At 67.4% G+C, this 20,037-nt stretch carries 26 protein-coding genes, 1 tRNA gene and 4 pseudogenes; 16 read left to right on the top strand and 15 right to left on the bottom strand.

Translation table 11 applies throughout. The features are described 5' to 3' along the window. Positions 1-18 precede the first annotated feature (18 nt). A complete protein-coding gene (locus GNX96_RS36220) occupies positions 19-912 on the top strand; it encodes a hypothetical protein (RefSeq protein WP_313885863.1) in 894 nt (297 codons plus the stop codon). A 78-nt stretch (positions 913-990) separates the two neighbouring features. Here the strand turns inward: GNX96_RS36220 and GNX96_RS36215 are convergent, their stop codons facing one another. The 3 genes from GNX96_RS36215 to GNX96_RS36205 all read right to left on the bottom strand — a co-directional run bounded on the left by GNX96_RS36215 (position 991) and on the right by GNX96_RS36205 (position 3,953). Further along, positions 991-1,965 carry a hypothetical protein gene (locus tag GNX96_RS36215; protein ID WP_279582385.1) on the bottom strand — a complete coding sequence of 325 codons (975 nt, stop codon included), beginning with the start codon at positions 1,963-1,965 and terminating at the stop codon, positions 991-993. Positions 1,966-2,310: 345 nt separating this feature from the next. Next, complete coding sequence (locus GNX96_RS36210) at positions 2,311-3,297, bottom strand: DUF4240 domain-containing protein (protein ID WP_163572341.1); 987 nt, start codon at positions 3,295-3,297, stop codon at positions 2,311-2,313. Next, positions 3,294-3,953 carry a TetR/AcrR family transcriptional regulator gene (locus GNX96_RS36205; protein ID WP_163572340.1) on the bottom strand — a complete coding sequence of 220 codons (660 nt, stop codon included), beginning with the start codon at positions 3,951-3,953 and terminating at the stop codon, positions 3,294-3,296. Before GNX96_RS36205 ends, GNX96_RS36210 begins: the two co-directional genes overlap by 4 nt. A gap of 68 nt (positions 3,954-4,021) precedes the next feature. On the opposite strand from GNX96_RS36205, the gene GNX96_RS57860 reads away from it, so the two are divergent. Both GNX96_RS57860 and GNX96_RS67435 read left to right on the top strand, forming a co-directional pair. Further along, on the top strand, positions 4,022-4,567 hold the full coding sequence (locus GNX96_RS57860) for an acyl-CoA dehydrogenase family protein (protein ID WP_279582384.1): 546 nt from the start codon (positions 4,022-4,024) through the stop codon (positions 4,565-4,567). Next, complete coding sequence (locus GNX96_RS67435) at positions 4,504-5,421, top strand: LuxR C-terminal-related transcriptional regulator (RefSeq protein WP_279582383.1); 918 nt, start codon at positions 4,504-4,506, stop codon at positions 5,419-5,421. Before GNX96_RS57860 ends, GNX96_RS67435 begins: the two co-directional genes overlap by 64 nt. On the opposite strand, the gene GNX96_RS36190 is transcribed toward GNX96_RS67435, so the two are convergent. Beyond that, complete coding sequence (locus GNX96_RS36190; protein ID WP_279582382.1) at positions 5,391-6,011, bottom strand: hypothetical protein; 621 nt, start codon at positions 6,009-6,011, stop codon at positions 5,391-5,393. The genes GNX96_RS67435 and GNX96_RS36190 overlap by 31 nt on opposite strands. 114 nt (positions 6,012-6,125) lie before the next feature. Here GNX96_RS36190 and GNX96_RS36185 point away from each other — a divergent pair, with 114 nt between their 5' ends. Further along, positions 6,126-6,605 (top strand): DinB family protein, encoded by a 480-nt coding sequence (locus tag GNX96_RS36185; RefSeq protein ID WP_163572338.1) that lies wholly within the window; start codon positions 6,126-6,128, stop codon positions 6,603-6,605. Positions 6,606-6,687: 82 nt separating this feature from the next. Here GNX96_RS36185 and GNX96_RS36180 read toward each other — a convergent pair. Then, positions 6,688-6,777 (bottom strand) — tRNA-Ser (locus tag GNX96_RS36180). 68 nt (positions 6,778-6,845) lie between these two features. Here GNX96_RS36180 and GNX96_RS36175 point away from each other — a divergent pair. Further along, positions 6,846-7,635, top strand: a pseudogene (locus tag GNX96_RS36175) (HAD-IIA family hydrolase). A gap of 11 nt (positions 7,636-7,646) precedes the next feature. Here GNX96_RS36175 and GNX96_RS36170 read toward each other — a convergent pair. The 10 genes and pseudogenes from GNX96_RS36170 to GNX96_RS36130 all read right to left on the bottom strand — a co-directional run bounded on the left by GNX96_RS36170 (position 7,647) and on the right by GNX96_RS36130 (position 12,771). Next, on the bottom strand, positions 7,647-7,943 hold the full coding sequence (locus GNX96_RS36170) for an alpha/beta fold hydrolase (RefSeq protein WP_163572337.1): 297 nt from the start codon (positions 7,941-7,943) through the stop codon (positions 7,647-7,649). Further along, positions 7,916-8,317 carry an alpha/beta fold hydrolase gene (locus tag GNX96_RS36165; RefSeq protein WP_163572336.1) on the bottom strand — a complete coding sequence of 134 codons (402 nt, stop codon included), beginning with the start codon at positions 8,315-8,317 and terminating at the stop codon, positions 7,916-7,918. The genes GNX96_RS36170 and GNX96_RS36165 overlap by 28 nt, the downstream gene beginning before the upstream one ends. Before the next feature lie 37 nt (positions 8,318-8,354). Continuing rightward, positions 8,355-8,754 (bottom strand): annotated as a pseudogene (locus GNX96_RS36160) (nucleoside deaminase). A gap of 55 nt (positions 8,755-8,809) precedes the next feature. After that, the gene (locus tag GNX96_RS36155) at positions 8,810-9,538 is read right to left on the bottom strand and encodes a tRNA adenosine deaminase-associated protein (protein WP_163572335.1); all 729 of its coding nucleotides are present in this window, start codon (positions 9,536-9,538) and stop codon (positions 8,810-8,812) included. A gap of 57 nt (positions 9,539-9,595) precedes the next feature. After that, positions 9,596-10,099, bottom strand: a complete 504-nt coding sequence (locus GNX96_RS36150; protein WP_163572334.1) for a tRNA adenosine deaminase-associated protein — start codon at positions 10,097-10,099, stop codon at positions 9,596-9,598. 2 nt (positions 10,100-10,101) lie between these two features. Further along, positions 10,102-10,284 (bottom strand): hypothetical protein, encoded by a 183-nt coding sequence (locus GNX96_RS36145; protein ID WP_163572327.1) that lies wholly within the window; start codon positions 10,282-10,284, stop codon positions 10,102-10,104. Positions 10,285-10,368: 84 nt separating this feature from the next. Continuing rightward, entirely contained in the window at positions 10,369-10,698 is a 330-nt protein-coding gene (locus tag GNX96_RS36140) for a hypothetical protein (RefSeq protein WP_163572333.1), read from the bottom strand. After that, the gene (locus tag GNX96_RS57850; protein WP_279582381.1) at positions 10,676-10,975 is read right to left on the bottom strand and encodes a hypothetical protein; all 300 of its coding nucleotides are present in this window, start codon (positions 10,973-10,975) and stop codon (positions 10,676-10,678) included. Before GNX96_RS57850 ends, GNX96_RS36140 begins: the two co-directional genes overlap by 23 nt. A gap of 69 nt (positions 10,976-11,044) precedes the next feature. Further along, positions 11,045-11,488 carry a creatininase family protein gene (locus tag GNX96_RS57845; RefSeq protein WP_279582380.1) on the bottom strand — a complete coding sequence of 148 codons (444 nt, stop codon included), beginning with the start codon at positions 11,486-11,488 and terminating at the stop codon, positions 11,045-11,047. A 32-nt stretch (positions 11,489-11,520) separates the two neighbouring features. Beyond that, on the bottom strand, positions 11,521-12,771 hold the full coding sequence (locus tag GNX96_RS36130; protein ID WP_163572332.1) for a helix-turn-helix domain-containing protein: 1,251 nt from the start codon (positions 12,769-12,771) through the stop codon (positions 11,521-11,523). A gap of 511 nt (positions 12,772-13,282) precedes the next feature. Here GNX96_RS36130 and GNX96_RS36125 point away from each other — a divergent pair. From GNX96_RS36125 to GNX96_RS36095, 11 genes and pseudogenes are all read left to right on the top strand, one after another. Beyond that, positions 13,283-13,573, top strand: coding sequence for a hypothetical protein (locus tag GNX96_RS36125; RefSeq protein WP_279582379.1), 291 nt, complete (start codon positions 13,283-13,285; stop codon positions 13,571-13,573). A 269-nt stretch (positions 13,574-13,842) separates the two neighbouring features. Beyond that, positions 13,843-14,550, top strand: a complete 708-nt coding sequence (locus tag GNX96_RS36120; protein WP_279582378.1) for a LacI family DNA-binding transcriptional regulator — start codon at positions 13,843-13,845, stop codon at positions 14,548-14,550. Continuing rightward, positions 14,528-14,878, top strand: coding sequence for a substrate-binding domain-containing protein (locus GNX96_RS57840; protein WP_279582377.1), 351 nt, complete (start codon positions 14,528-14,530; stop codon positions 14,876-14,878). Before GNX96_RS36120 ends, GNX96_RS57840 begins: the two co-directional genes overlap by 23 nt. After that, positions 14,871-15,014, top strand: coding sequence for a hypothetical protein (locus GNX96_RS57835; RefSeq protein WP_279582376.1), 144 nt, complete (start codon positions 14,871-14,873; stop codon positions 15,012-15,014). The genes GNX96_RS57840 and GNX96_RS57835 overlap by 8 nt, the downstream gene beginning before the upstream one ends. After that, positions 14,950-15,102, top strand: a pseudogene (locus GNX96_RS65730) (hypothetical protein); the annotation flags it as partial. The gene GNX96_RS57835 and the pseudogene GNX96_RS65730, both read left to right, overlap by 65 nt. A gap of 62 nt (positions 15,103-15,164) precedes the next feature. Then, a complete protein-coding gene (locus GNX96_RS57830; protein WP_279582375.1) occupies positions 15,165-15,530 on the top strand; it encodes a prephenate dehydrogenase/arogenate dehydrogenase family protein in 366 nt (121 codons plus the stop codon). Then, positions 15,506-15,823, top strand: a complete 318-nt coding sequence (locus GNX96_RS57825) for a hypothetical protein (protein WP_279582374.1) — start codon at positions 15,506-15,508, stop codon at positions 15,821-15,823. The genes GNX96_RS57830 and GNX96_RS57825 overlap by 25 nt, the downstream gene beginning before the upstream one ends. Before the next feature lie 77 nt (positions 15,824-15,900). Beyond that, positions 15,901-16,266 (top strand): hypothetical protein, encoded by a 366-nt coding sequence (locus tag GNX96_RS36110; RefSeq protein ID WP_163572331.1) that lies wholly within the window; start codon positions 15,901-15,903, stop codon positions 16,264-16,266. A gap of 9 nt (positions 16,267-16,275) precedes the next feature. Continuing rightward, a pseudogene (locus GNX96_RS36105) lies at positions 16,276-17,305 on the top strand (PHP domain-containing protein). Positions 17,306-17,507: 202 nt separating this feature from the next. Next, a complete protein-coding gene (gene gndA, locus GNX96_RS36100; RefSeq protein ID WP_163572330.1) occupies positions 17,508-18,980 on the top strand; it encodes an NADP-dependent phosphogluconate dehydrogenase in 1,473 nt (490 codons plus the stop codon). A 214-nt stretch (positions 18,981-19,194) separates the two neighbouring features. Next, the coding region (locus GNX96_RS36095; protein WP_279582400.1) for an AMP-binding protein at positions 19,195-20,037 on the top strand (843 nt) is incomplete at its 3' end.

Genomic DNA, 20,037 nt, shown 5'->3' with positions numbered 1-20,037 from the left:
CCGTACGGGCATCTGCCGGTGCCCTCGCCGCTTCACGGTTCGGCGTCGCCAGTGCCGCCGAGTCCGCTGATCATGGACGCGATCAGCGGAACCCGGTTCGCCGGACGAGTCAAAGAGGACTTGAGCATGGAACCAAAGCGCGGCTGGGTCGGCACAGACCTTGGCAAATTCCGGGCCTGTGACGGCACATACCAGCTCTATTCGTACGACGAACTGCCGCCGCTGGACGAGAGTCTCTTCTCCGGCGCGTACGAATGGCTGGGCACGCCGGCCGACGAGCCGATGGCGATCACCACCGGCGTGCAGCTGGCTCCCGTCGAGGTTGTCGTCAGCCTCAACGGCGAGACAAACGACGACCTGATGGACGAATGGGACCGCAGATACAAGCGCGAGCAGGAACTACTGGCGCAGGCGCCGGCCCAGCACCCAGTGGTTCTCGCCGAACTTGTCAGTAGTCTCACCGAACTCGGCTTCACCCTTCCAGCCGCCTTCACCACCTTTCTCGGCAACGAAAAACTATTATCCGGTGTTTCCAGCTGCACCTGCTGTACGTGGGACATTCCGGCCAAGCCGTCACCCAGCCCGCTCGCCGACGGCGCCTATCTCGTACGTTTCATGCGCGACTCCCAGGACCTGCTTTTCTGGTATTTGCACCTCGACCAAGAAAACCCACCTTTCGTGGTCGTGTCGTCCTTCAACTTCGAGACCGCCGCCGACCTGGACCCCGAGGAAGCGCTGGACCAGCTCTGGTTCTGCGGTCCCGAATTCGAGGAGTTCCTCTACCGGTTCTGGATCGAGAACGAGATCTGGTTCGCGACCAACGAAGAGAAGAAGCTGACCCCGACGCAGCTCGCGTACGTGGAGCACTATCCGAAAAAGAAGAAGAAAAAGAAAAAGAAGAAGCACAAGTAGAACCCAGGGTCGTCCGCGAGTGCCACCAATACAACGGGCCACCCCCTCGGTGCCCCATCCCCCAGATCGCGAGTGGTGTTACGTGAAACGGCTGCTGCGGACGGGGCCCGGGGAGCCGGCACTTTCGCGAGGGCCGGCTGGCCAGTGACGGGCGAGGCGGGCGGCGAAGGTGGCCAGCGTTTCGTCCGGATCGGGCGGAGTTTCGCCGTCTCCGTCTTCCAGATCCGGGTCCGCGGCGACAATCTCAGCGGCCACTTTCTCGACCGGGCGATCGTCGGCTGGAATGCGTTCCATCGGACCGTCTTGGGTTTGCCGCAATCTGACACCCCACGGCGACACGCAGCTCTGCACCAGCATCGCGCAGACATCTGCGGACACCGACGGCTGCGAAGTCCAGCAGCTGGCGTGTTCGTAGAGGACTTCTCCGTTGGTACGACTGGAAAGTTTGGCCAGTAGCTGCTCGTCGACTTCATTCAGGTCGTACCCGACGATGAGCGTGTCGGGTCGGCCCGGTGCGTAGGGCGCGGCGGGCAGATCGAGCACCTGAGCGGCGGCCAGGCCAAGGATCTCTGGCTGGGAGCGGTCCGCCAGCAACGAGATCGTGGTCGGTCGCAAGTTGGCCGCTTCCAGGATTGTTTTCAACCGTCTCAACGAAAACAGGCAGTGACCGAGGCTTTCCTGGAAGAATGCGTAGCGACCGGTCATGCCAGAGTCGAAGCCGTACGGGGACAGAGTCGTCAGCAGCGTACCGTTCAGAACGTAGTGCCAGCCGCGAAGATCCCGGTTGTCCGCTGGCCGAACCTGCGCGGCCCGAGCGAAGATTCGCTGTAGGCGGGCGAAAATCGGCAGCCATGCCTGGTCATCCCGCACCGGCTCGGGCACCGCGGCGGCCAGCGGAGCGGCCACCTCCAAGTCGCCGGTCATCAGGGCGTTGAACGCCAGCAAATACCGCTCGGGCCAGTCCTGGAGAGTGGGCTCATGCGCCCGCAGAATGTCGAAGGCGTCGCCGTACCTTTCCTCGCGTTCGAGCGCGCTCGCCAGCTCGACCAGCACCGAGCGTGCGTCCGGAACAAGGGCAACGCTGCGGAAAGGGCTGGTACGGCAAGGAAGCTCGCGCCGTACTCGACACATTCGTATCCATATTCGTACAACTGCTGGGCCTGATCAGGCGCGGCGATCAGGGCCGCACTGGCCTCCGCCAGGTCCGGCATGTCCGCCAGCCGCGCGACCCGCTCCACGAGCGGTGCGATCTCGGCGGGCGGAATATCCGCGGCACGCAACCGAAGCTCACGCATAGCGCCTTGCACATCGCCGGATTCCATCAGTTCCCAGCCCTTGGCCAGCGCGTTGTCCATCGCTACATCCTCCATGGCGGCAAAAACGCCGTATGCACGAACCTCAGTCAGTTGTGGCGCCAAAGGGCACCAGGTCCGCGCCGGCGTCCCGAATCTGGCGTAGTTCCTGGAAAGCCTCCAACGAAACCCGATAGTCCCGCGCCACCTCGATAACGACGTGAGCCATTAACGCACAGACCGCACGCTCGCCCTGTTCGTACGTCCACCCCTGCACCGCGGCCGAACTTACGTGCACCGCGCCCGAAAACGGACGCAACAGAAGCGTCAAATCCCAGTGTTGCGCCAACACCAGCACGACCCACAGACGCTGCATTCCCAACGCGGCCAGCCCGCCGTGCTGGCGCATCACCTGACTGATCCGGGTCGCGGCGACCCCGAACGCGCGCTCGGTCACCCAGTCCGGCCACTGGCCGACCTCCATACCGGGCGGCAGTGCGGTCCGCGGCGATGGCTCGGCGAGGATGCCCTCCATCGGCTCGACGTCATAGGTGGCCACCACGTCCACCAGCCGGTACGCCTCGGCGCTGACATCCAGCCGGATCGACCCGGTGTCCTCGTCCGCCGCGCTCACCGGCGGAGCACTCACCGGCACGTCGGTGGCGGCGGCTTTATCGGTGCCAGGCAGGGGATACGGCCACTGCTGGCCGGTGGACGTTTCGTACGCCTCGACTGGCACATAGAGCAACATCTCACCGGCGAAATCCCAGACCCCGGCGAATGCGGAGGGATCGGCAAGCACGGCCAGATAGCGGTCGCGGCCGGCGCACACCACTGCAGCGCGCGCGTCCAAGAATCCGGCCGCGTCCAACGGCGGCGGGTCGACCGAGCGGTCGTCCTCGCTGTCCCAGACCCGCTGACTCCACAGCTCGACCTGATCGAGCCGGCGCAGCACCCGGTCGAGCTGGGTGCCGAAAGCGACGATCTCGTGCACCGGCCCGGCCGCCAACCGGGCGGCCAGCCGGTCGAAAGCGGGCTCCGCGACCTCGCCCCCCAACTCGGCGACGACCTGCCAGAACTCCTCTTCGGTCACGTGCCCGACCCGAGAACGCCAGCGATCATCGCCGCTGTGACAAACCGGCCGTAGCGATCCGTTGTCCAACCGCGCGCCACGACGAGCAGCTCGTAGATCTCCGCGCTGTGGTACGTCCAGAGGACATCGCGTACCTCCTCGGCCGACAACCCCTCCCGCACCTGGCCAGTGGCCAGCAGGTCCGCCGCCGCGAAGTACGTCATCGCAGTCAGCGTCTCCTGCCGCATCTGCGCCCACACGTCGGCGGCGGCCCGATCGGCGCTCGCGGCGTCCCGCGCGAGCAGCTGCAACGGCGCGTACCGAGGCGCGCCCTCGGCGAGGTGGGAGACGTACATGGTGATCTTGCGCACGGCGTCCGGCTCGGCCTGGATCGCGCCGATCACGTCCCGCTCGGCCATCGAGGTCTGCTCGGTGTCGCCGGCCACCGAGACGTCGAACACCGCCTTGAGCAGCGTCGCTTTGTTGGAAAAAGCCTTGTAAACCATCTGTACGGACACGCCGGCGGCCCGTGCGATCTCCGGCATCGCGGTGTCCGCGTACCCCTTGGCACGGAAGATCCGCCCGGCGGTCGAAAGGACCCTCGCGCGGTTCTCCTCAGCCTGCTCCTGCCGCCGGGACGCGTCGTAGCGGCGCGGGGGCTTGACGGGATCGGTCATTTCAGTAGAGACTCTCCTATCAGATAGAGGTCACTCTATCGTATAACCTTTCGCGAACGGATCAAGTCATGTTTGCAGAGCAGTCATCAACGCTGGACATCACTGCGGCCCCGATCTTGGCGCAGCTGAGCGAGCGGGCCCGGGAGACCGAACGGCTCGGCACTCTGCCGCCGGACCTGGTCGAGCAGGCCCGTCGAGCCGGTCTTTTCCACCTGGCGGCCCCGCGCGCGCTCGGCGGCGCTGAGCTCCCGCCGGCACGGATCGTGGAAATCCTGGAGGAATGTTGCCGGGCGGACGGCTCGGCCGGCTGGACGATCATGATCGGCAACGGCTCCGCGTACGCCGCGTGGCTCGACCCGGCGGTCGCCACCGACCTGTTTGGCGGTCGTACGGACGCGCTCAGCGCCTGCGCCTTCGCGCCCACCGGACGGCTGACGCCCAGCGGCCCGAAACAGTTCCAGCTGAACGGCCGATGGGGTTTCACCAGCGGCTGCCTGCATGCCGACTGGTTCATGACAGGAGCTTTCGTCACCGACGCAACGGCCCGCGGATGCTGGCGGACCGCGGCCCGGACTGGCGGCTCGCGGTGTTCCCGGCCGCCCAGGGATCGGTGATCGACAACTGGGATGTCATGGGCCTGCGCGGCACGGGCAGCCACGACATCGCCGCGGCCGCCGTGTCCGTACCGGAAGAGCTCACGATGGCCTCCTTCTTCGAGCCCGCGCGGCACGACGGCCCCCTGTGGCGGCTGCCGTTCTTCACCCTCACCGGCCTCTTCCTGGTCAGCTTCCCGCTCGGGGTGGCCCGCCGCGCGTTGGACGAGTTCGCTCGGCTCGCTGTCTCGAAAGTACGGCCACCGGGACCCTCGGCGATCGCCGAGGAAGCCGACCTGCAGGTCGCCCTGACCCGAGCCGAGGGTGACCTGCAGGCCGCGCGGGCCTTCGTTTTCGACACCATTGGTGCATTGTGGGATTCGGCGTGCGCCGGCGACGTACCACATGTTGAGCTACGGGCCCGTTTCTTGCTGGCGACCCCAACAGGCGATGCGCGCCGCCCTGAGCGCGGTCGACACCGCCTACAGTTTCGCCGGATCCAGCGGAATTCACCTCGACCACCCGCTGCAGCGCTGCTTCCGCGACCTGCACACTGCCTCTCAGCACATCTTCTTCTCAGCGGCGGCTTCCAAGCGCTATGCCAAAAGCCAGCTGAACATCGACCAGCCAACTTTCTGGTTCTGATGGCTGACTGCGTCGCGGAGCTCACCTACCGGGAAAGGGAAATCCTTGGGCTGGTCGCAGAAGGCCTGTCCAACCAGGCAATAGCGGCCCGGCTGGTGATCGCCCAACGGACCGTGGAATGCCACATCAGCCGTACGTTCGCGAAACTCCAATTGCCGGAGGATTCCCACTCTCATCGACGGGTGTTGGCCACCCTTGCCTACCTCAGGTTCTTCGCCATGGCCGCATAATGCCGATGACCGCTTTCAGGTGGGGGAAACGGTGCGGGTGACAACCCAGCGGTGTGGGGAAATCGGCGCGTACGAGTAAAACCGTGGTTTTCGAAGGCGGCCATCGGTCCGGTGTGCAAGAAGGACCCGGACACCGCACGGTCGTCGGTTTCCTCGGGGTAGCCCTCGACCAGACCGCCGCCCTCGCGGGCGATCTCGGTCAGCGCGCCACCGAGCGCGGCGTCGGCGACGCCTCGGCGGCGAAGCCCCTTGCCCGTGAAGAAGCAGGTAATGCGCCACTCGGGCAGCTTGGTCAGGCCCTTCTCGTAGAGGCGCCGGCTCTTGACTTCCGGCAGCTCCGCTGGCGAACCGAACTGGCACCAGCCGAGGCACTGGTCGCCGTCCAGTACCAGGGAGGCATGCGTACGGCCCTCGCGGACCCGTTCTTGTTTCTCGGCCCGGTTCTGCGCAGCCGTACGCCCCTTGAGCCGGACGTGGAAGCCCATGCACCAGCAGCCGCCCCACACACCGTTGTTCGCCTCGACCAACTGGGCGAACGCGGGCCAGGTGTCCTCATCCAGTGGCCGCACCGAGAACGTCGGATCGCTCACGGCTGTCAGTCAAGCACGCCGATGGCTACAAATGAGACTGCGCGACGAAAACGCCGGCCTCATCCGAGGCCTTTTGCTTTGGCATTGAACCCTGCGGTGTGATCGGAGACTCTGATGGGCTCGTTCGATGTGCTGCTGGACGACGAACGTACGCAGCTCGACACGTTCGTCGAGGACTATCGGAGCGCCATCGAGCGGACCCTCGACGGCCTCACCGACGAGCAGGCTCGGCGCCAGCTCGTCTCGTCCGCGACCACGTTGCTCGGGCTGCTCAAGCACGTCACGTGGATGCAGCGAGTGTGGTTCCAGGAGTGCGTCGGCGGCACGTCCCGTCAGCAACTCGGCCTGGTACGGAGCCCGGACGAGTCCTTCCGGCTCGCCGACGACGACAGCATCGCCTCCGTCACCGCGGCCCACCGAGAGGCGTGCGCGACGGCCCGAGCGGTGGTCGCCGACCTGCCGCTGGACGCCATCGTGACCGGTCACCGGGCCGGACCCCGCACGCTGCGCTGGGTGTATTTGCAGGTCCTGCGCGAACTGGCCCACCACTGCGGGCACGCCGACATCCTGCGCGAACAGCTCCTCGCCGTCTGAGCTTTCTGAGACCAAAAACTGAGACCAGACGCGAAAACGCCCGACGGCTCCGATCGGAGCGCCGGGCGTTTTGCCTGCGTACTGGCGGTGGTGGTGGGATTTGAACCCACGGAGGGCGCAAACCCTCACACGCTTTCGAGGCGTGCTCCTTCGGCCGCTCGGACACACCACCGGGAAGAATGATACCGGCGGCGGCGGGGCGGTCTGCAGACAGGTGTCCATGCTGCGACCATGGCGGGCATGATCGATCGCGCGCCCATCGAATGCTGGCTGACGGACATGGACGGGGTGCTCGTCCACGAGGGTACGGCGGTGCCCGGGGCCGCCGAGTTCCTGCGCGGCCTGCGGGACTCCGGGAAGCGGTTTTTGGTGCTCACGAACAACTCGATCTACACCCCCCGCGTGACCTGCACGCGCGGCTGCAGCGGTCGGGATTGGACGTACCAGAGGCGAACATCTTCACGTCCGCGCTGGCCACCGCGCAGTTCCTGGACTCGCAGCGACCGAACGGTTCGGCGTTCGTAATCGGCGAGGCGGGGCTGACGACAGCGTTGCATGAGATCGGGTACGTGTTAACCGACACCGATCCGGACTATGTGCTGCTCGGCGAGACTCGTACGTACAGCTTCTCGGCCATCACCCAGGCGATCCGGCTGATCGACAACGGGGCCCGGTTCATCGCCACCAACCCGGACCCGATCGGGCCGTCGAACGAGGGCTCGCTGCCGGCCACCGGCTCGGTGGCGGCGCTGATCACCAAGGCGACCAAGGTCGAGCCGTATTTCGTCGGCAAGCCGAACCCGCTGATGATGCGTAGCGCCCTCAACACCGTGCAGGGCCACAGCGAGACGACGGCGATGATCGGCGACGGATGGACACCGACGTGGTCGCTGGCATCGAGGCCGGTCTGGAGACGATCCTGGTGCTCACCGGCGTGACCGGGAAGTCGGAGATCGACCGCTTCCCGTTCCGCCCGTCCCGAGTGGTCAACTCCATCGCCGACCTCGTCCCCGAAGTCACCCCGCAATAACCGCCGGAGAGTTAGTCGGGGATGGCGGTGAGGAACGTGGTCAGCAGCGCGGGAAAGGTGGGCGACTGGGTGACGAGGTGGCCGACCTGCGGGATGGTCTGCATGGACGCGGTGCCGATGCCGGTGAAGAGGACCCGGGCGGCGCGTACGCCCAGGTAGTCGCGGGCGCCGCAGAGGACCAGGGTGGGCACCGAGATCTGCCGAAGAACTGGCCGGAAGTCGGACCTGCCCAGCTCTCGCCAGCCGGCCATAAGAGCCGCCCGTGGATAGCCAGGGCGGGTCAGCCGGCGAGTCGGCACAGCGTGCATGACGGCCGTCTGGAGTTTGTACGCCGTCGGGGGTTCGGTCGGGCGATGCCGCTGGCCAACACCAGGCCGCGCACCCGGCCTGGGTGGTCGACGGTGAGCTGGAGGGCGACCAACGCGCCGAGCGACAGCCCGCAGACGAAGGCCGCGCCGCGGTCATCGCCGATCAGGTCCGCGACGAAACTCGCCGCGTCGTCGAAACGAAACGGCCCGCGACCACTGAAACTCCCAAAACCAGGCAATTCCGGCGCTACTACGCGGAAATTCTTGGTAAGCGCGTCGAGATGCGGCTCCCAGAGGTCGGGTCCGAGCCCCAGGCCGGGTAACAACACCAGCGTGGGGTTCGTCGGCTTGCCGCGATTGATGACCTCGACCACGGGACGACCGTACGCGATAACCGCGCCGCTCCTCACCTCACCGGTGCGAGCGGAAAAACTCCCTCAACGACTCAGCGCATTCGTCCTCGAGTACGCCACCAACCACCTCGGGCCGATGGTTCAGCCGGCGATCCCGTACGACGTCGTAAAAGCGACCCGGCCGCACCCGCTTTCGGATCCCAGGCACCGAAGACCAGGCGCTCGACGCGGGCCAGTACGAGTGCGCCGGCGCACATCGTGCACGGCTCCAGGGTCACCACCAGCGTGCAGCCGGCCAACCGCCAGGTCCCGAGCACCTGAGCGGCCGCTCGCAGCGCCAGGACCTCGGCGTGCGCGGTCGGGTCGCCGGTGGCCTCCCGAGCGTTGCCGGCGGCGGCCAGCTCGACGCCGCCCGGGTCGTACACGACGGCCCCGACCGGCACATCACCGCTGGCCAGCGCGGCCGCGCCGACGACGAGAGCGCGCGACGCATCCGGGCCTGGTCAGCGGCGATCACAGCGTGGCAGAGTCCCTGAGCTCCTCGTACTCCTGCCCGCAGCCGGCCTTCCCACACACCTCGGCGATCACGTCGCTGGGCAGCATGCCCTCGTGCGCGCACAGCTCCAGCAGCTGGACCGGACCCGTACCAAGGTCCGACAGCAGCCCGGCGTCGCCGACCGGATCACCGGCGGCGGCCACCTCGCGGCCGCCGTCGGGCTGGTCCTCGTCGTCGTCATCGTCGGACGCGCGGCCCTTGGCTGGCTTGTCCGTACGATCGGACGGCTCGTCGCCGCTGCCGGCCTCGCCCTCGTGCAGGCCGTCGTCGAGGTCCTCGTCGACGTCGTCGTCATCGGAGTCGTCGTCGAGCTCGTTCTCCAGGCCGGCGAGCACCTCGATGTCGCCCTCGTCCTCGGTGTCGGCGATCTCCTCGATCTCGGCGACCGCCTTGGTCGGCCGGCGGACCGGCTCCAGGTCGCCGATCAGCATCTCGCCGATCTTGGACTCGGACGCGAAGGCGGCATCGCTGCCAAAGACCCGAAAGTCGTCGTCCTCGTCCAGCCGGAGGACCACCAGATATTCGTCATCGGCCTCGACGAACAGCAGCGCGAGATCGGCGTCCGGGGCTTCCTCGCGGAGCCGCTCGGCGGTCTCGTCGACATCGGCCACATCGTCGTCGAGATCCAGCTCGGCGGCACTCCAGCCCGTATCCGTACGGGCGAGGGCAACGGCGTAGTACGACACGGCTCTCCTCGGTTTCGACGTATGCCCCTACAAAATAACCGGCGGCTGAACGAGTCCTTAAGGGACCGGTCCCAGGTCCACCGCAGAGGAGTATTCCGCAGCGAAGCCGAGCCGGTGCGCAATGGCCGAAACCATGTCGTCGGCGTAAAGGTCCATGTCAGCCAGGATGGCGCCCAGTTCCATCTCGGCAAGTCCGTAATCGGCCAGAATGCCGAGATCGCCGGCCGGCCACACCTCGCTGAGGTCTTCTGGCAGTTGCTCGCCGAGCAGGTCGAGCAGCTCCGCGGCGATGTCGTAGTCAGCCGCCGCGGTGACATCGGACAGCAGCACCCGCGGCTCCGGACCAGGGCCCGGACGCAGGATGGCGAAGAACTCGTCGTCCACGTCCACCAAGACGAACGGGCTGACCGCCGGGTTGCGATCGGCCAGCACTTCCAGCAGGCCGTCCAGGTCGTCGATGAGCGGATCGGGCAGCCGGGTGACCGACCAGATGCCCTCGTTGCGCCCCACCGTGAGAGCGAATCCGACCAGCCCGTCGGGCCGGTCCTGCGTCGTGGTCATGATCAGGCGATGCGCTTGCGCTCGGCGATGATCTCGCGCAACCGGTCCATCCGGGCCCGCCGCAGCGCCACCCGGGTCCGTAAGGACTGTGCCTCGGCCATCTCGGCCAGCAGTTGGACACGGCGACGGTAGCGTTCGGGGTCGAGTCGTCGCAGTGACGGGCCGGACATCGAAAAATCAGACATCGCGAAACCGGGCATGGAAAAACCCTGCCGAGAAGACTGCCCGCGGTCAAGCGGTCGGTCCGATTTTTTCGCCTCGAGAACCCATCAACCCACCAGCGAGGCGATCATCAGGACCAGCACCAGGATGGCCGCGGCGAAGCCGGTCATCAGCGCGGATCCGACCGCCACCCCCCGGTCACCGCGGCGCAGCAGCAAGCCCGCCACCACGCTCAGGGCGACGATCGCGCAGGTGAGGGCGGCCACCAGGACCGTCGGGGTCCAACTGGCGACGGCCACCAGGGCGTAGAAGATCAGGGTGCCGGCGAAACCGGCGACCACCAACCAGCCGCGAACCGGCCGGGTCTCCCGGAAGGCGGTTCGCGGCGTACCACCTGACCAGCCGCCAGACCAACTAGGAACCGCTGATCCGGACACCGAAGACCTCCTCCGCGCGTGGACCGTCGCAATGCACCGACACTAGCCCCGGCAGCGAACCGCCCGGTACCGGTGCCGGCTGCAGAGCCAGTACGCGCAGGTGGTCCGCGAAGGCCGCGGTGAGGCTGTCGAGCATGTCCCGACCCTTTTCCGGGGTCGCCTCGGAGGACCGTCCGATGATGCCGCTCGGCGTGTAGCCGCGCATCCCCACGACCAGCAGATGCGGCCGCTCGGTCGCGTGGTGGTAGTCGCTGGTCATGTACGTCGGCCGGACCAACTCCGGAGGCGTGCATCAGCATCGAGGTTTCCGCCTCGCCGCCGTGCATGTCCTCCGCGTCGGTGGAAATCATGCCGGCGTGCTTACGGGCGGTTTCCCAGTCGGACCGGCCGGGGGGAACAGGCTGACACACGGCCCGTCCACGTTGGCTTCCTGGACGACGTTGGAGAGAACGTAGTTCCCGCCATGCCCGTTGACGATCACCAGCCGGCGGATACCCGCTCGGGCCAGGCTGGCCCGTACGTCGTCCACGATGCACATCAAGGTCTTGGCGGAGACCGCGACGGTGCCCGGAAAGCCCTCATGTTCGTGCGAGCACGACATCGTCACCGGAGGCAGTAGGAAAAGGCTGTTCGCCTCGGCAATTCGCTTGGCGATCAGGCAGGCGACAATGGTGTCGGTCGCCAGCGGTAAATGGTCACCATGCTGTTCAAAGCTTCCGACGGGCAGTACCGCGATGCGCGAGTCCCGCCCGTACTCATCTGTCGACGTCGCTGTCGTGAACAGGTGCACGGGGAATCTCCTGTCAGGTTTTCCCCAGCCGACTACAGTGCCGCTAGCGCGTGCTGCAATCGCTGGGCTTCGCCGCGGGCACCGCCCGCGAGCAGAATGTCGTTGATCCGCCGCAACTGCTTCTCGGTGCGATGGGACCTGGTCTGGGCGGCGATGGCGATGGAATGCTCCGCCACCGTGACCGCGTGCTCGGGCTCGTTGTCGCGCGCGTGCGCCACGCCGAGCCGGGCCAGACAAAGGCCGAGGTCGCGCCGGAAAGTCGGCTGCCAGGCGGCCAAACCCTCCTGCAGAGTGGAAATGGCTTTCTTGGGTTTGTTCAGCTCGACCCAGCAGTGGGCCGCTTCCATTTCCAGGTATTCGGTGGTGCAGTAGTTGGCCAGATCGGCCGACTCGTTGCTGGTCCCGGCCTCTTTGCCGCTGACCGCGTAACGAAATGCCTGTTCCAGAGCCCTGGCGCAGGCGTCATGGTTGTTTTTCAAAGCGTGCGCGTACGCCTCCTGGCGCAACGCGACCGCACGCACCTGCGGTGCCAGCACCTGCGGGGTCTGCAGGGCGGCCCGGGCGAGGGCAAGCGCCAGGTCGGGCTTGCGCGCATCGCTGGCGATGTTGCTCTTGCGCATCCGGATGTACGACGCGAGGTGCCGGTCGTTGGCCTCGTCGGCCATGTCCAGCGCGCCGGAAGTCCACTGCATCGCGGACCTCAGGTCACCCACGTCCTGGTAGAGCCAGCCAGCGAACTCGGCGAACCGGGCACCGGCCTTGAGCAGGTCCACCCGGCCACGGCCACTGGTGCCGTCCAGCAGTCGTTCGATGAAGGCGACCTGCTGTGGCACGACCGCGAGCAGCGAACGCGGACCAGCGATGTTGTCGGTCGTCGCGTACTGCCGCAGGGTGCCCAACAGCGATTCGGCCAGCGCCGGCTCGGTCCGGCTGGCGGCCGCCGAGACCATCGGGCCACCGGGCAGCGGGATCATCGCCCCGACACTGAGTTCCGGCCGCTCGCGAGTCGGTTGGTCGTCCACGTCGAACCACAGCAGCTCGCTGGGAATGCGCAGACAGCGGGCATAGTCGATGAGCTTCTCCAGCTCGCGGACCCGGTTGTGGCCGGTTTCGATCCGACTGAGCTGACCTTGTGTGATGCCTAGCCAACGGCAGAGTCTCGCTTGCGACAACGGGCGCGGGCCGTGGGACGGATGACGCCGATAGGCGCGTACGACCACGCCCATGTCCCGGCTGCCCAGTGCGTCTCGCATCTGGTCAGTAGCCCAGAACTCCGGACTCATCTCCGGCGCCTGCTGTCCCTGCGAGCTTTCCACCCGCGAGCACGGCGAGCACCGGCTTTCCCTGTTGTCGTGCGCGAGGCGAGCGCCGCAACCGGCGCAATACCTAGCCGACACTGATCTCACCCCCCAAGGCCGATCACCGATTGGTGATGATCGGCGTGTCCACGCTAACTCCACTTTTGTCGTTTATGCGCGGGCCGAATATATATCTTATGCTGCACGTGCAGATGCACGATTACCGACAACTCATATGCTTTTCGTCACGACGGGTACGTAGGTCGTCACCGAGGGGGATGTTGGTGGCATTTTTGGCCGGACCCGACGCACATCGAGGTGCATCCGCGACGCGGAGGGGGAATCGGACGTGAACCCATCGGGGTCAGTTCGACCGGTTACGCGAGGAAGTAAACCAACGCGACCGGGCTCCCCACCCACCTCTGCCCACAGATCTGCCAGCGGCGGCAATGGCGGCGCCGCTGGCAACTAAACTCGCAGCTCAGGGACGGTTCGCGTGAGTGGACCGACGATCGCGCCGAGCTTCGAGCTCGGCGCCATACCGATCGCACCCGACGAGCTTCCCCGCCAGTTCGTGCTCTATCGGCACACCGATGTGAGCGGAGTTTCCGGCGTCGGAGTGGTCGCCTGGGGCACCGCGTACGCGGACGGCAAGGCCGTCACGCGCTGGCGCGGCACCACCACCGGCATCGGCCAGGTCACCGTTTGGGACCACGTCGAGGACATTCTCGGTGTTCACGGCCATGACGGACTGACCGAACTCATCTGGCTGGACACGCGCGACTGACGCCAATTCGGGCCGTAAGGGACCCTTGACTGTGCGTTTGCACGTGCAACCCGGTGCACGTGCGTTCGATGGACCACCGGTCACTGGCCACATCCGGCACACGCATAACAGCAGCATGTGACCGTGCGCATCGACCGTCCATTGTGGTCAGTTGTATTTTCACACACCGGTCGTACGTTGTGTCAACTTGTGGTCTCTCTCCGCTGTCACCGAGCGCTCCCGGCAGGCCCTACTCTTTTGAGGCACTGGCTGCGCATAGGGGTGGGCTTATGAGCACGACCGATACCTCCGTCATCCACGACATCCGGGACGTGGCACGGGTCGCTGGCGTCTCCATCGGCACGGTGTCGAACGTGCTCAACCGGCCGCACATGGTCGCCGACACCACCCGCGAGCGGGTGGAGGAAGTGATCGCCCGGACCGGCTTCGTTCGCAACGCCTCCGCCCGACACCTACGCCAGGGGCGTACGCGCACGATCGGGCTGGTCGTGCAGGACGTGATGAACCCGTTCTTCACCGAAGTCGCACGTGCCGCCGAGGACGCGGCGACAGACAGCGGTTATCTGCTCTACCTGTGCAACAGCGCCGGTTCCCCGGAGAAAGAGGCCGCGTATCTCCGCGCCCTGGTCGAGCAGCAGGTCAGTGGCGTGCTGCTGACGCCGTTGCAGGAGATTCCGGCGGTGATGAACACGCTGCGAGCCCGTGGCACCCCGGTGGTGCTGGTCGACCGGGCCAGTGAGCAGCCCGACCAGTGCAGCACCGCGGTCGACGATGTGCACGGCGGTGACCTGGCCGCGAGCCACCTGCTCTCGATCGGACGGCGCCGGATCGCCTTCATCTCCTCGACGTGGAGCATCCGGCAGTGCGCCGACCGGCGGGCCGGCGTCCGGCGAGCGCTCCGGCGCGGCCCGGCTGTCCGTACGCGATCACCTGCGGGAACTGGTCGTGCCGGAGATGATGACGCCGGCCGCGGGTGAGCAAGCCGTCGAGGACCTGCTCGCGGAGGGACTGCCGGACGGCATCTTCTGCGCGAATGACGTACTCGCGCTCGGTGTCCTTCGCGGCCTGTTGCGGCACGGAGTGAAGGTCCCGCAGGACGTGGCCCTGATCGGGTACGACGACATCGAGATCGCCGCCGCCTCGCCGGTCGCGCTCAGCTCCGTACGGCAGCCGACCGCGGCGGTCTCCCGGCGAGCCGGCGAACTGCTGCTGGAAGAGTGCGACCGGCCCGCCGAACACCGGCACCAACAGCTGGTTTTCATGCCGGAACTGGTGATTCGGGAGTCGACCGGCGGCCATGGCTGACCGGATCGCGATTCTCGGGCTGGGGCTGATCGGTGGCTCGCTGCTGCTGCTGCGGCTGACCGAGCTTGGTCATGACGTGGTCGGCTATGACACCGACCCGGCAAACCCTCGAAGCCGCTGGTCAGCCTATGGATGACGGGGCGAGGGCGGTCGCCGGCGCGGACATCGCCGTGCTCGCGGTGCCGCTGCCCGCGGTGGAGAAGGTGGTGACGCTCGTACGAGACGCCGGTTTCGAAGGCGTACTAACCGACGTCACGTCGGTTAAGCAGCGGCCGGCCGAGAGATCGTGGCGCGGTCTTTCCCGGCGGCTCGCTATGTCGGCGGGCACCCGATGTCAGGCACCGAGAAGTCCGGCTTCGCGGCCGCCGATCCGGCGCTGTTCACTGGGCGGGTGTGGGTGTTGTGCCTGGACGAGCGGACCTCGGTAGCTGACTGGTTGCGGCTGGCCGATCTGTATACCAGCGCGGGCGCCCGGGTCGTACCGGCCACCGCCGCCGAGCACGACAGTGCCGTCGCTGCCATCAGCCACCTGCCGCACGTCGTCGCGAGTGCCGTCGCGGCCGGCGCCGCCGACGAGCCGCTCGCGCTCGCGCTGGCCGCCGGGGGTCCTTCGCGGACGGTACGCGAGTGGCCGCCACTCGGGCGGCGTTGACGGCGGCTATGTGTGGCGGGAATAGCGCCGCGGTGGCCCGGCGATTGGACCGGCTGATCGCCGAGCTGACCGAGGCACGCCACCTGTTGACCGCGCCGGACCCGATCGCGGCCCTGACGTCGTGGTTGGCGGCGGGTCAGCGCGTACGCGCCGGATGGCCCGGCGAATCAGGTCCTGAGCAGGTCGAACGCGCGGATCGGAGAACGTTGCTGGAACTCGGCCGGAGCGGCGGCTGGGTCACCGGCGTGGCCGATAGTGGCCAGTCCGTACGGACCGTCCGGCCAGCTCGGTGACTGACCGGCTGGTCAAGCCCGGTAACGCTGGAGTCCCCCGGAAACGATGACCTTCCGTGATGGGAGATGCTGTATTTGTGCGTACTTTCGATACGTCAAACGGGACCGGGATCGACGCCATTCCGCCGCTGGATGGCTGGTCGTTCATCAGTGGCGTCGAGCCACGGAACGGCGGGATCCACACTGACGACGCGGGCACGGTCAGCGGGCCAGTGACCCTGCGCACGGAGGTGTTGCCGGACGGTGAGGCGATGCTCTACGTGCAACCGGTCGGGCACGAGCACTGGCATCCGGTCGCCGGCGGGCACTACCACTGGGCCGAGATCCCGGCCGCCGGCAGCGTCCGGCAGGCCGAGCGGCGGGCCGAGCAGCAGGTGCATGTCGCCGCCACCCAGCTGCTGGCCACCGGCGGCGCCGATGCGGCGTCGCTGCGGCTGCACTAGAAAAGCCTGATGGCCGCAGACCCCCCCCGGGACCCGCTCGCTGACCTCAAGCGGATCGCCTTCCTGTTGGAGAAGGCCGGCGAGTCGACGTACCGGGTGAAGGCCTTCCGGTCCGCGGCCACCGCGATCGCCGGCCGCGATGACCTGGCCGAGCGTGCCACCGCCGGCACGCTTGGCGAGCTACGCGGAGTCGGCGAGGTGACCGCGCGCTGCATCGGTGAGTCCCCTCGCCGGCGAGGAACCGGTCTACCTCCGCCGGCTAGAGGCCACTGGCGGCGAACCGGTAGCGGTCGGCGGCGAGCGGATCCGGGCCGCGCTGCGCGGCGACTGCCACAGTCACACGGACGCCTCGGACGGCGGATCGCCGCTGGTGGAGATGGTCTCCGCGGCCATCGACCTGGGCCACGACTACCTCGTGATCACCGACCATTCGCCGCGGCTCACGGTCGCCAACGGGCTGTCCGCCGAACGACTGTCGAAGCAGCTGAAGCAGATCGCGAAGGTCAACGAGGCTGTCGCGCCGTTCCGCGTACTCACCGGCATCGAGGTCGACATCCTCGACGACGGCTCGCTCGACCAGCAAGACGAGTTGCTGGCCCAGCTCGACGTGGTGGTCGCGTCCGTCCACAGTGGACTGCGGATGGGTCGGGAACAGATGACCGAGCGGATGCTGGCCGCCGTCCAGAACCCGCACACCGACATTCTCGGGCACTGCACCGGCCGCCGCAAGGTCAAGGGCAAGAACCGGCCGGAGTCCGAGTTCGACCCGGCGCGGATCTTCCCGGCCTGCGCGAGCGCTGGTACGGCGGTGGAAATCAACTCCCGGCCGGACCGTCTCGACCCGCCCAAGCGGCTGCTCCGGCTGGCCATCGAGGCCGGTTGCCTGCTCTCCATCGACTCCGACGCGCACGCCCCCGGCCAGCTCGACTGGCAACCGTACGGCTGCGAACGCGCGGCTCTGAGCGGCGCGCCCGTCGACCACATCGTCAACACGTGGCCGGTCGACGAGCTGCTGGCCTGGACCGCTGGCCAGCGCTAACGGAATTCTGGGGCGTTGACTGCCCCAAAGGGTCCCTTTGGGACAAAGGAAAATCGGCAATTCGGGTGGATCGCCCAGCCGCGCCGGGACTACTTCGCGACGACGTGGGGTTCGCCACGTTGGCAGTCGGGCTCCCAGCACGCGGCCGGGATGGGCGCCTGGTAGGAACGAGTGCGGCAGAAAGACCTACAGGGGAGCGGGCATGGCGGAGAAGGCACAGATCGGCGTCACCGGGTTGGCGGTGATGGGTCGCAACCTGGCCCGCAACCTCGCGCGGCACGGGCACACGGTGGCCCTGCACAACCGCAGCCAGGCTCGTACGGACGCGCTTGTCGCCGATCATGGCGACGAGGGCGATTTCATCCCAGCGTCCTCGATGCAGGAGTTCGTCGCCTCCCTGGAGAAGCCGCGCCGGGTGATCATCATGGTGAAGGCCGGCGGCCCCACCGACGCGGTGATCGACGAGCTCGTCCCGCTGATGGAACCCGGCGACGTGATCGTGGACGGCGGCAACGCGCTGTTCACCGACACCCGTCGGCGCGAGGCCGAGCTGCGTAAACACGAGCTGAACTTCGTCGGCGCCGGCATCTCCGGCGGCGAGGAGGGCGCGCTCAACGGACCGAGCATCATGCCTGGCGGGTCGGTTGAGGCGTACGAGTCGCTCGGCCCGTTGTTGGAGTCGATCGCGGCTAACGTGGACGGCACCCCGTGCTGCACGCACGTCGGCCCGGACGGCGCCGGCCACTTCGTGAAGATGGTGCACAACGGCATCGAGTACGCCGACATGCAGCTCATCGGCGAGGCGTACGACCTGCTTCGCAGCGGCCTGGGCATGACGCCCGCGGAAATCGCCGGCGTCTTCCGGCAGTGGAACACCGGCGACCTGGAGTCGTACCTGGTGGAGATCACCGCCGAGGTGCTCGGCCACGTGGACGCCGACTCCGGCAAGCCGCTGGTGGACGTGATCACCGACGCCGCCGAGCAGAAGGGCACCGGCCGCTGGACCGTCCAGTCCGCCCTGGACCTGGGCGTACCAGTCACCGGCATCGCCGAAGCGGTGTTCGCCCGGGCGCTGTCCGGCCACGCCGAGCAGCGGGTCGCGGCCCGCGAGCTGCCCGGCCCGTCCGGCGGCTGGGGTGTGACCGACCGGGACGCCTTCATCTCGGACGTACGGGAAGCGCTCTACGCCTCCAAGGTTGTCGCGTACGCGCAGGGATTCGACCAGATTCGGGCGGGTTCGCAGGCGTACGAATGGGACGTGCACCTCGGTGAGATGGCCACCATCTGGCGGGGCGGCTGCATCATCCGGGCCCGCTTCCTGAACCGCATCCGCGAGGCGTACGACAAGCAGGCCGACCTGCCAACCCTGCTGGTCGACGACTATTTCTCGTCGGTCGTCGGGCAGGCGCAGTCGGCGTGGCGGCGAGTGGTCGCCGGCGCCGCGCAGTACGGCCTGCCGGTCCCCGGCTTCGCCTCCGCGCTCAGCTACTACGACGGCCTGCGGGCGTCTCGACTGCCGGCCGCGCTGACCCAGGGCCTGCGCGACTTCTTCGGCGCCCACACGTACCGGCGCATCGACAAGGACGGCACCTCCCGAGCCGCGCGAGTAAGCTCCCTACGTACGAAACCCAGAGGCAAGTGCCGTCAGGGCTCCCGAGCCGACGGGCTCCCCTAAAGGACACTCGCGAAGGCTGCCAAACACACCGCATACCCCATCATTCAGGTGGCGAAAGAAGAACATGCTTTGGTGCGTTAGGGTGGCCGTCCTGGACCGTTAACGCCATGTTTCGTAAGGTCCCTGCGTGACTTCGACTACCCGACAGGGATGCGCCCGATGAGCCTCGACACCTGGTGGATCGGTCCGACCCGCCCCGCGTAGCCTCGCCGACATCACCGTCCGGCATGCGGAGAAGATCCCGGACAAGGTGGTGATGCAGCGCCGCGTCGACCGTGAATGGCAGCAGGTCACCGCCGCGCAGTTCCACGCCGAGGTGGTCGAGGTCGCCAAGGGACTCATCGCGCGCGGGGTCGGGGCGGGCGAGCGGGTGGCGCTGATGTCCAAGACGCGGTACGAGTGGACGCTCTGCGACGCGGCGATCTGGGCCGCCGGCGCGGTGACCGTGCCGGTGTACGAGACCTCGTCAGCCGACCAGTTGGAGTGGATCCTGGGCGACTCCGGCGCGGTCGCCGCGATCGTCGAGACGCCCGGGCACGACCGCCGCCTCGCCGGGCTCACCGAACGGCTCCGGGAGCTGCGCGACCACTGGGTGATCGACGGCAAGGACGCCGGCCACACGCTGGCCAGCCTGATCGAGGCCGGCCGCGAGGTCGACGACGCCGAGCTGGACCGCCGCCGCGCGAACCTCAACGCAGACAAGCTCGCCACCATCATCTACACGTCGGGCACGACCGGCCGACCGAAGGGCTGCGAGCTCACCCACGGCAACTTCCTGGCCGAGATCACCAGCGCGATCGAGGCGCTGCCAGAACTCTTCGAGAGCGAGGACGCCAGTACGCTGCTGTTCCTGCCGCTCGCGCATGTCTTCGGCCGGATGATCCAAATGGCCGTGCTGATGTCCGCGGCCAAACTGGCGCACAGCGATGTCGGCCGGTTGACCGTCGACCTAATCCCGGTGAAGCCGACCTTCTTCCTTGGCCGTGCCGCGGGTCTTCGGGTCGTTCGAGCGGGTGTACGACGGGCCCGCAGCGGGCACGTCTCCGGCGGCAAGGAG

This window comes from Fodinicola feengrottensis (assembly GCF_010993775.1).
Lineage (GTDB): Bacteria > Actinomycetota > Actinomycetes > Mycobacteriales > HKI-0501 > Fodinicola > Fodinicola feengrottensis.
The sequence above is the reverse complement of the archived record's forward strand: the minus strand, read 5'-3'. Positions and strand labels throughout refer to the sequence as shown.

Bases quoted from the DNA above. Each gene is read 5' to 3' on its own strand.
- GNX96_RS36205 (WP_163572340.1), bottom strand. From the start codon at position 3,953: ATGACCGATCCCGTCAAGCCCCCGCGCCGCTACGACGCGTCCCGGCGG.
- GNX96_RS57860 (WP_279582384.1), top strand. From the start codon at position 4,022: ATGTTTGCAGAGCAGTCATCAACGCTGGACATCACTGCGGCCCCGATC.
- GNX96_RS67435 (WP_279582383.1), top strand. From the start codon at position 4,504: ATGCTGGCGGACCGCGGCCCGGACTGGCGGCTCGCGGTGTTCCCGGCC.
- GNX96_RS36185 (WP_163572338.1), top strand. From the start codon at position 6,126: ATGGGCTCGTTCGATGTGCTGCTGGACGACGAACGTACGCAGCTCGAC.
- GNX96_RS36170 (WP_163572337.1), bottom strand. From the start codon at position 7,943: ATGCACGCTGTGCCGACTCGCCGGCTGACCCGCCCTGGCTATCCACGG.
- GNX96_RS36150 (WP_163572334.1), bottom strand. From the start codon at position 10,099: ATGACCACGACGCAGGACCGGCCCGACGGGCTGGTCGGATTCGCTCTC.
- GNX96_RS36145 (WP_163572327.1), bottom strand. From the start codon at position 10,284: ATGTCTGATTTTTCGATGTCCGGCCCGTCACTGCGACGACTCGACCCC.
- GNX96_RS36130 (WP_163572332.1), bottom strand. From the start codon at position 12,771: ATGAGTCCGGAGTTCTGGGCTACTGACCAGATGCGAGACGCACTGGGC.
- GNX96_RS36120 (WP_279582378.1), top strand. From the start codon at position 13,843: ATGAGCACGACCGATACCTCCGTCATCCACGACATCCGGGACGTGGCA.
- GNX96_RS57840 (WP_279582377.1), top strand. From the start codon at position 14,528: ATGATGACGCCGGCCGCGGGTGAGCAAGCCGTCGAGGACCTGCTCGCG.
- GNX96_RS57835 (WP_279582376.1), top strand. From the start codon at position 14,871: ATGGCTGACCGGATCGCGATTCTCGGGCTGGGGCTGATCGGTGGCTCG.
- gndA (WP_163572330.1), top strand. From the start codon at position 17,508: ATGGCGGAGAAGGCACAGATCGGCGTCACCGGGTTGGCGGTGATGGGT.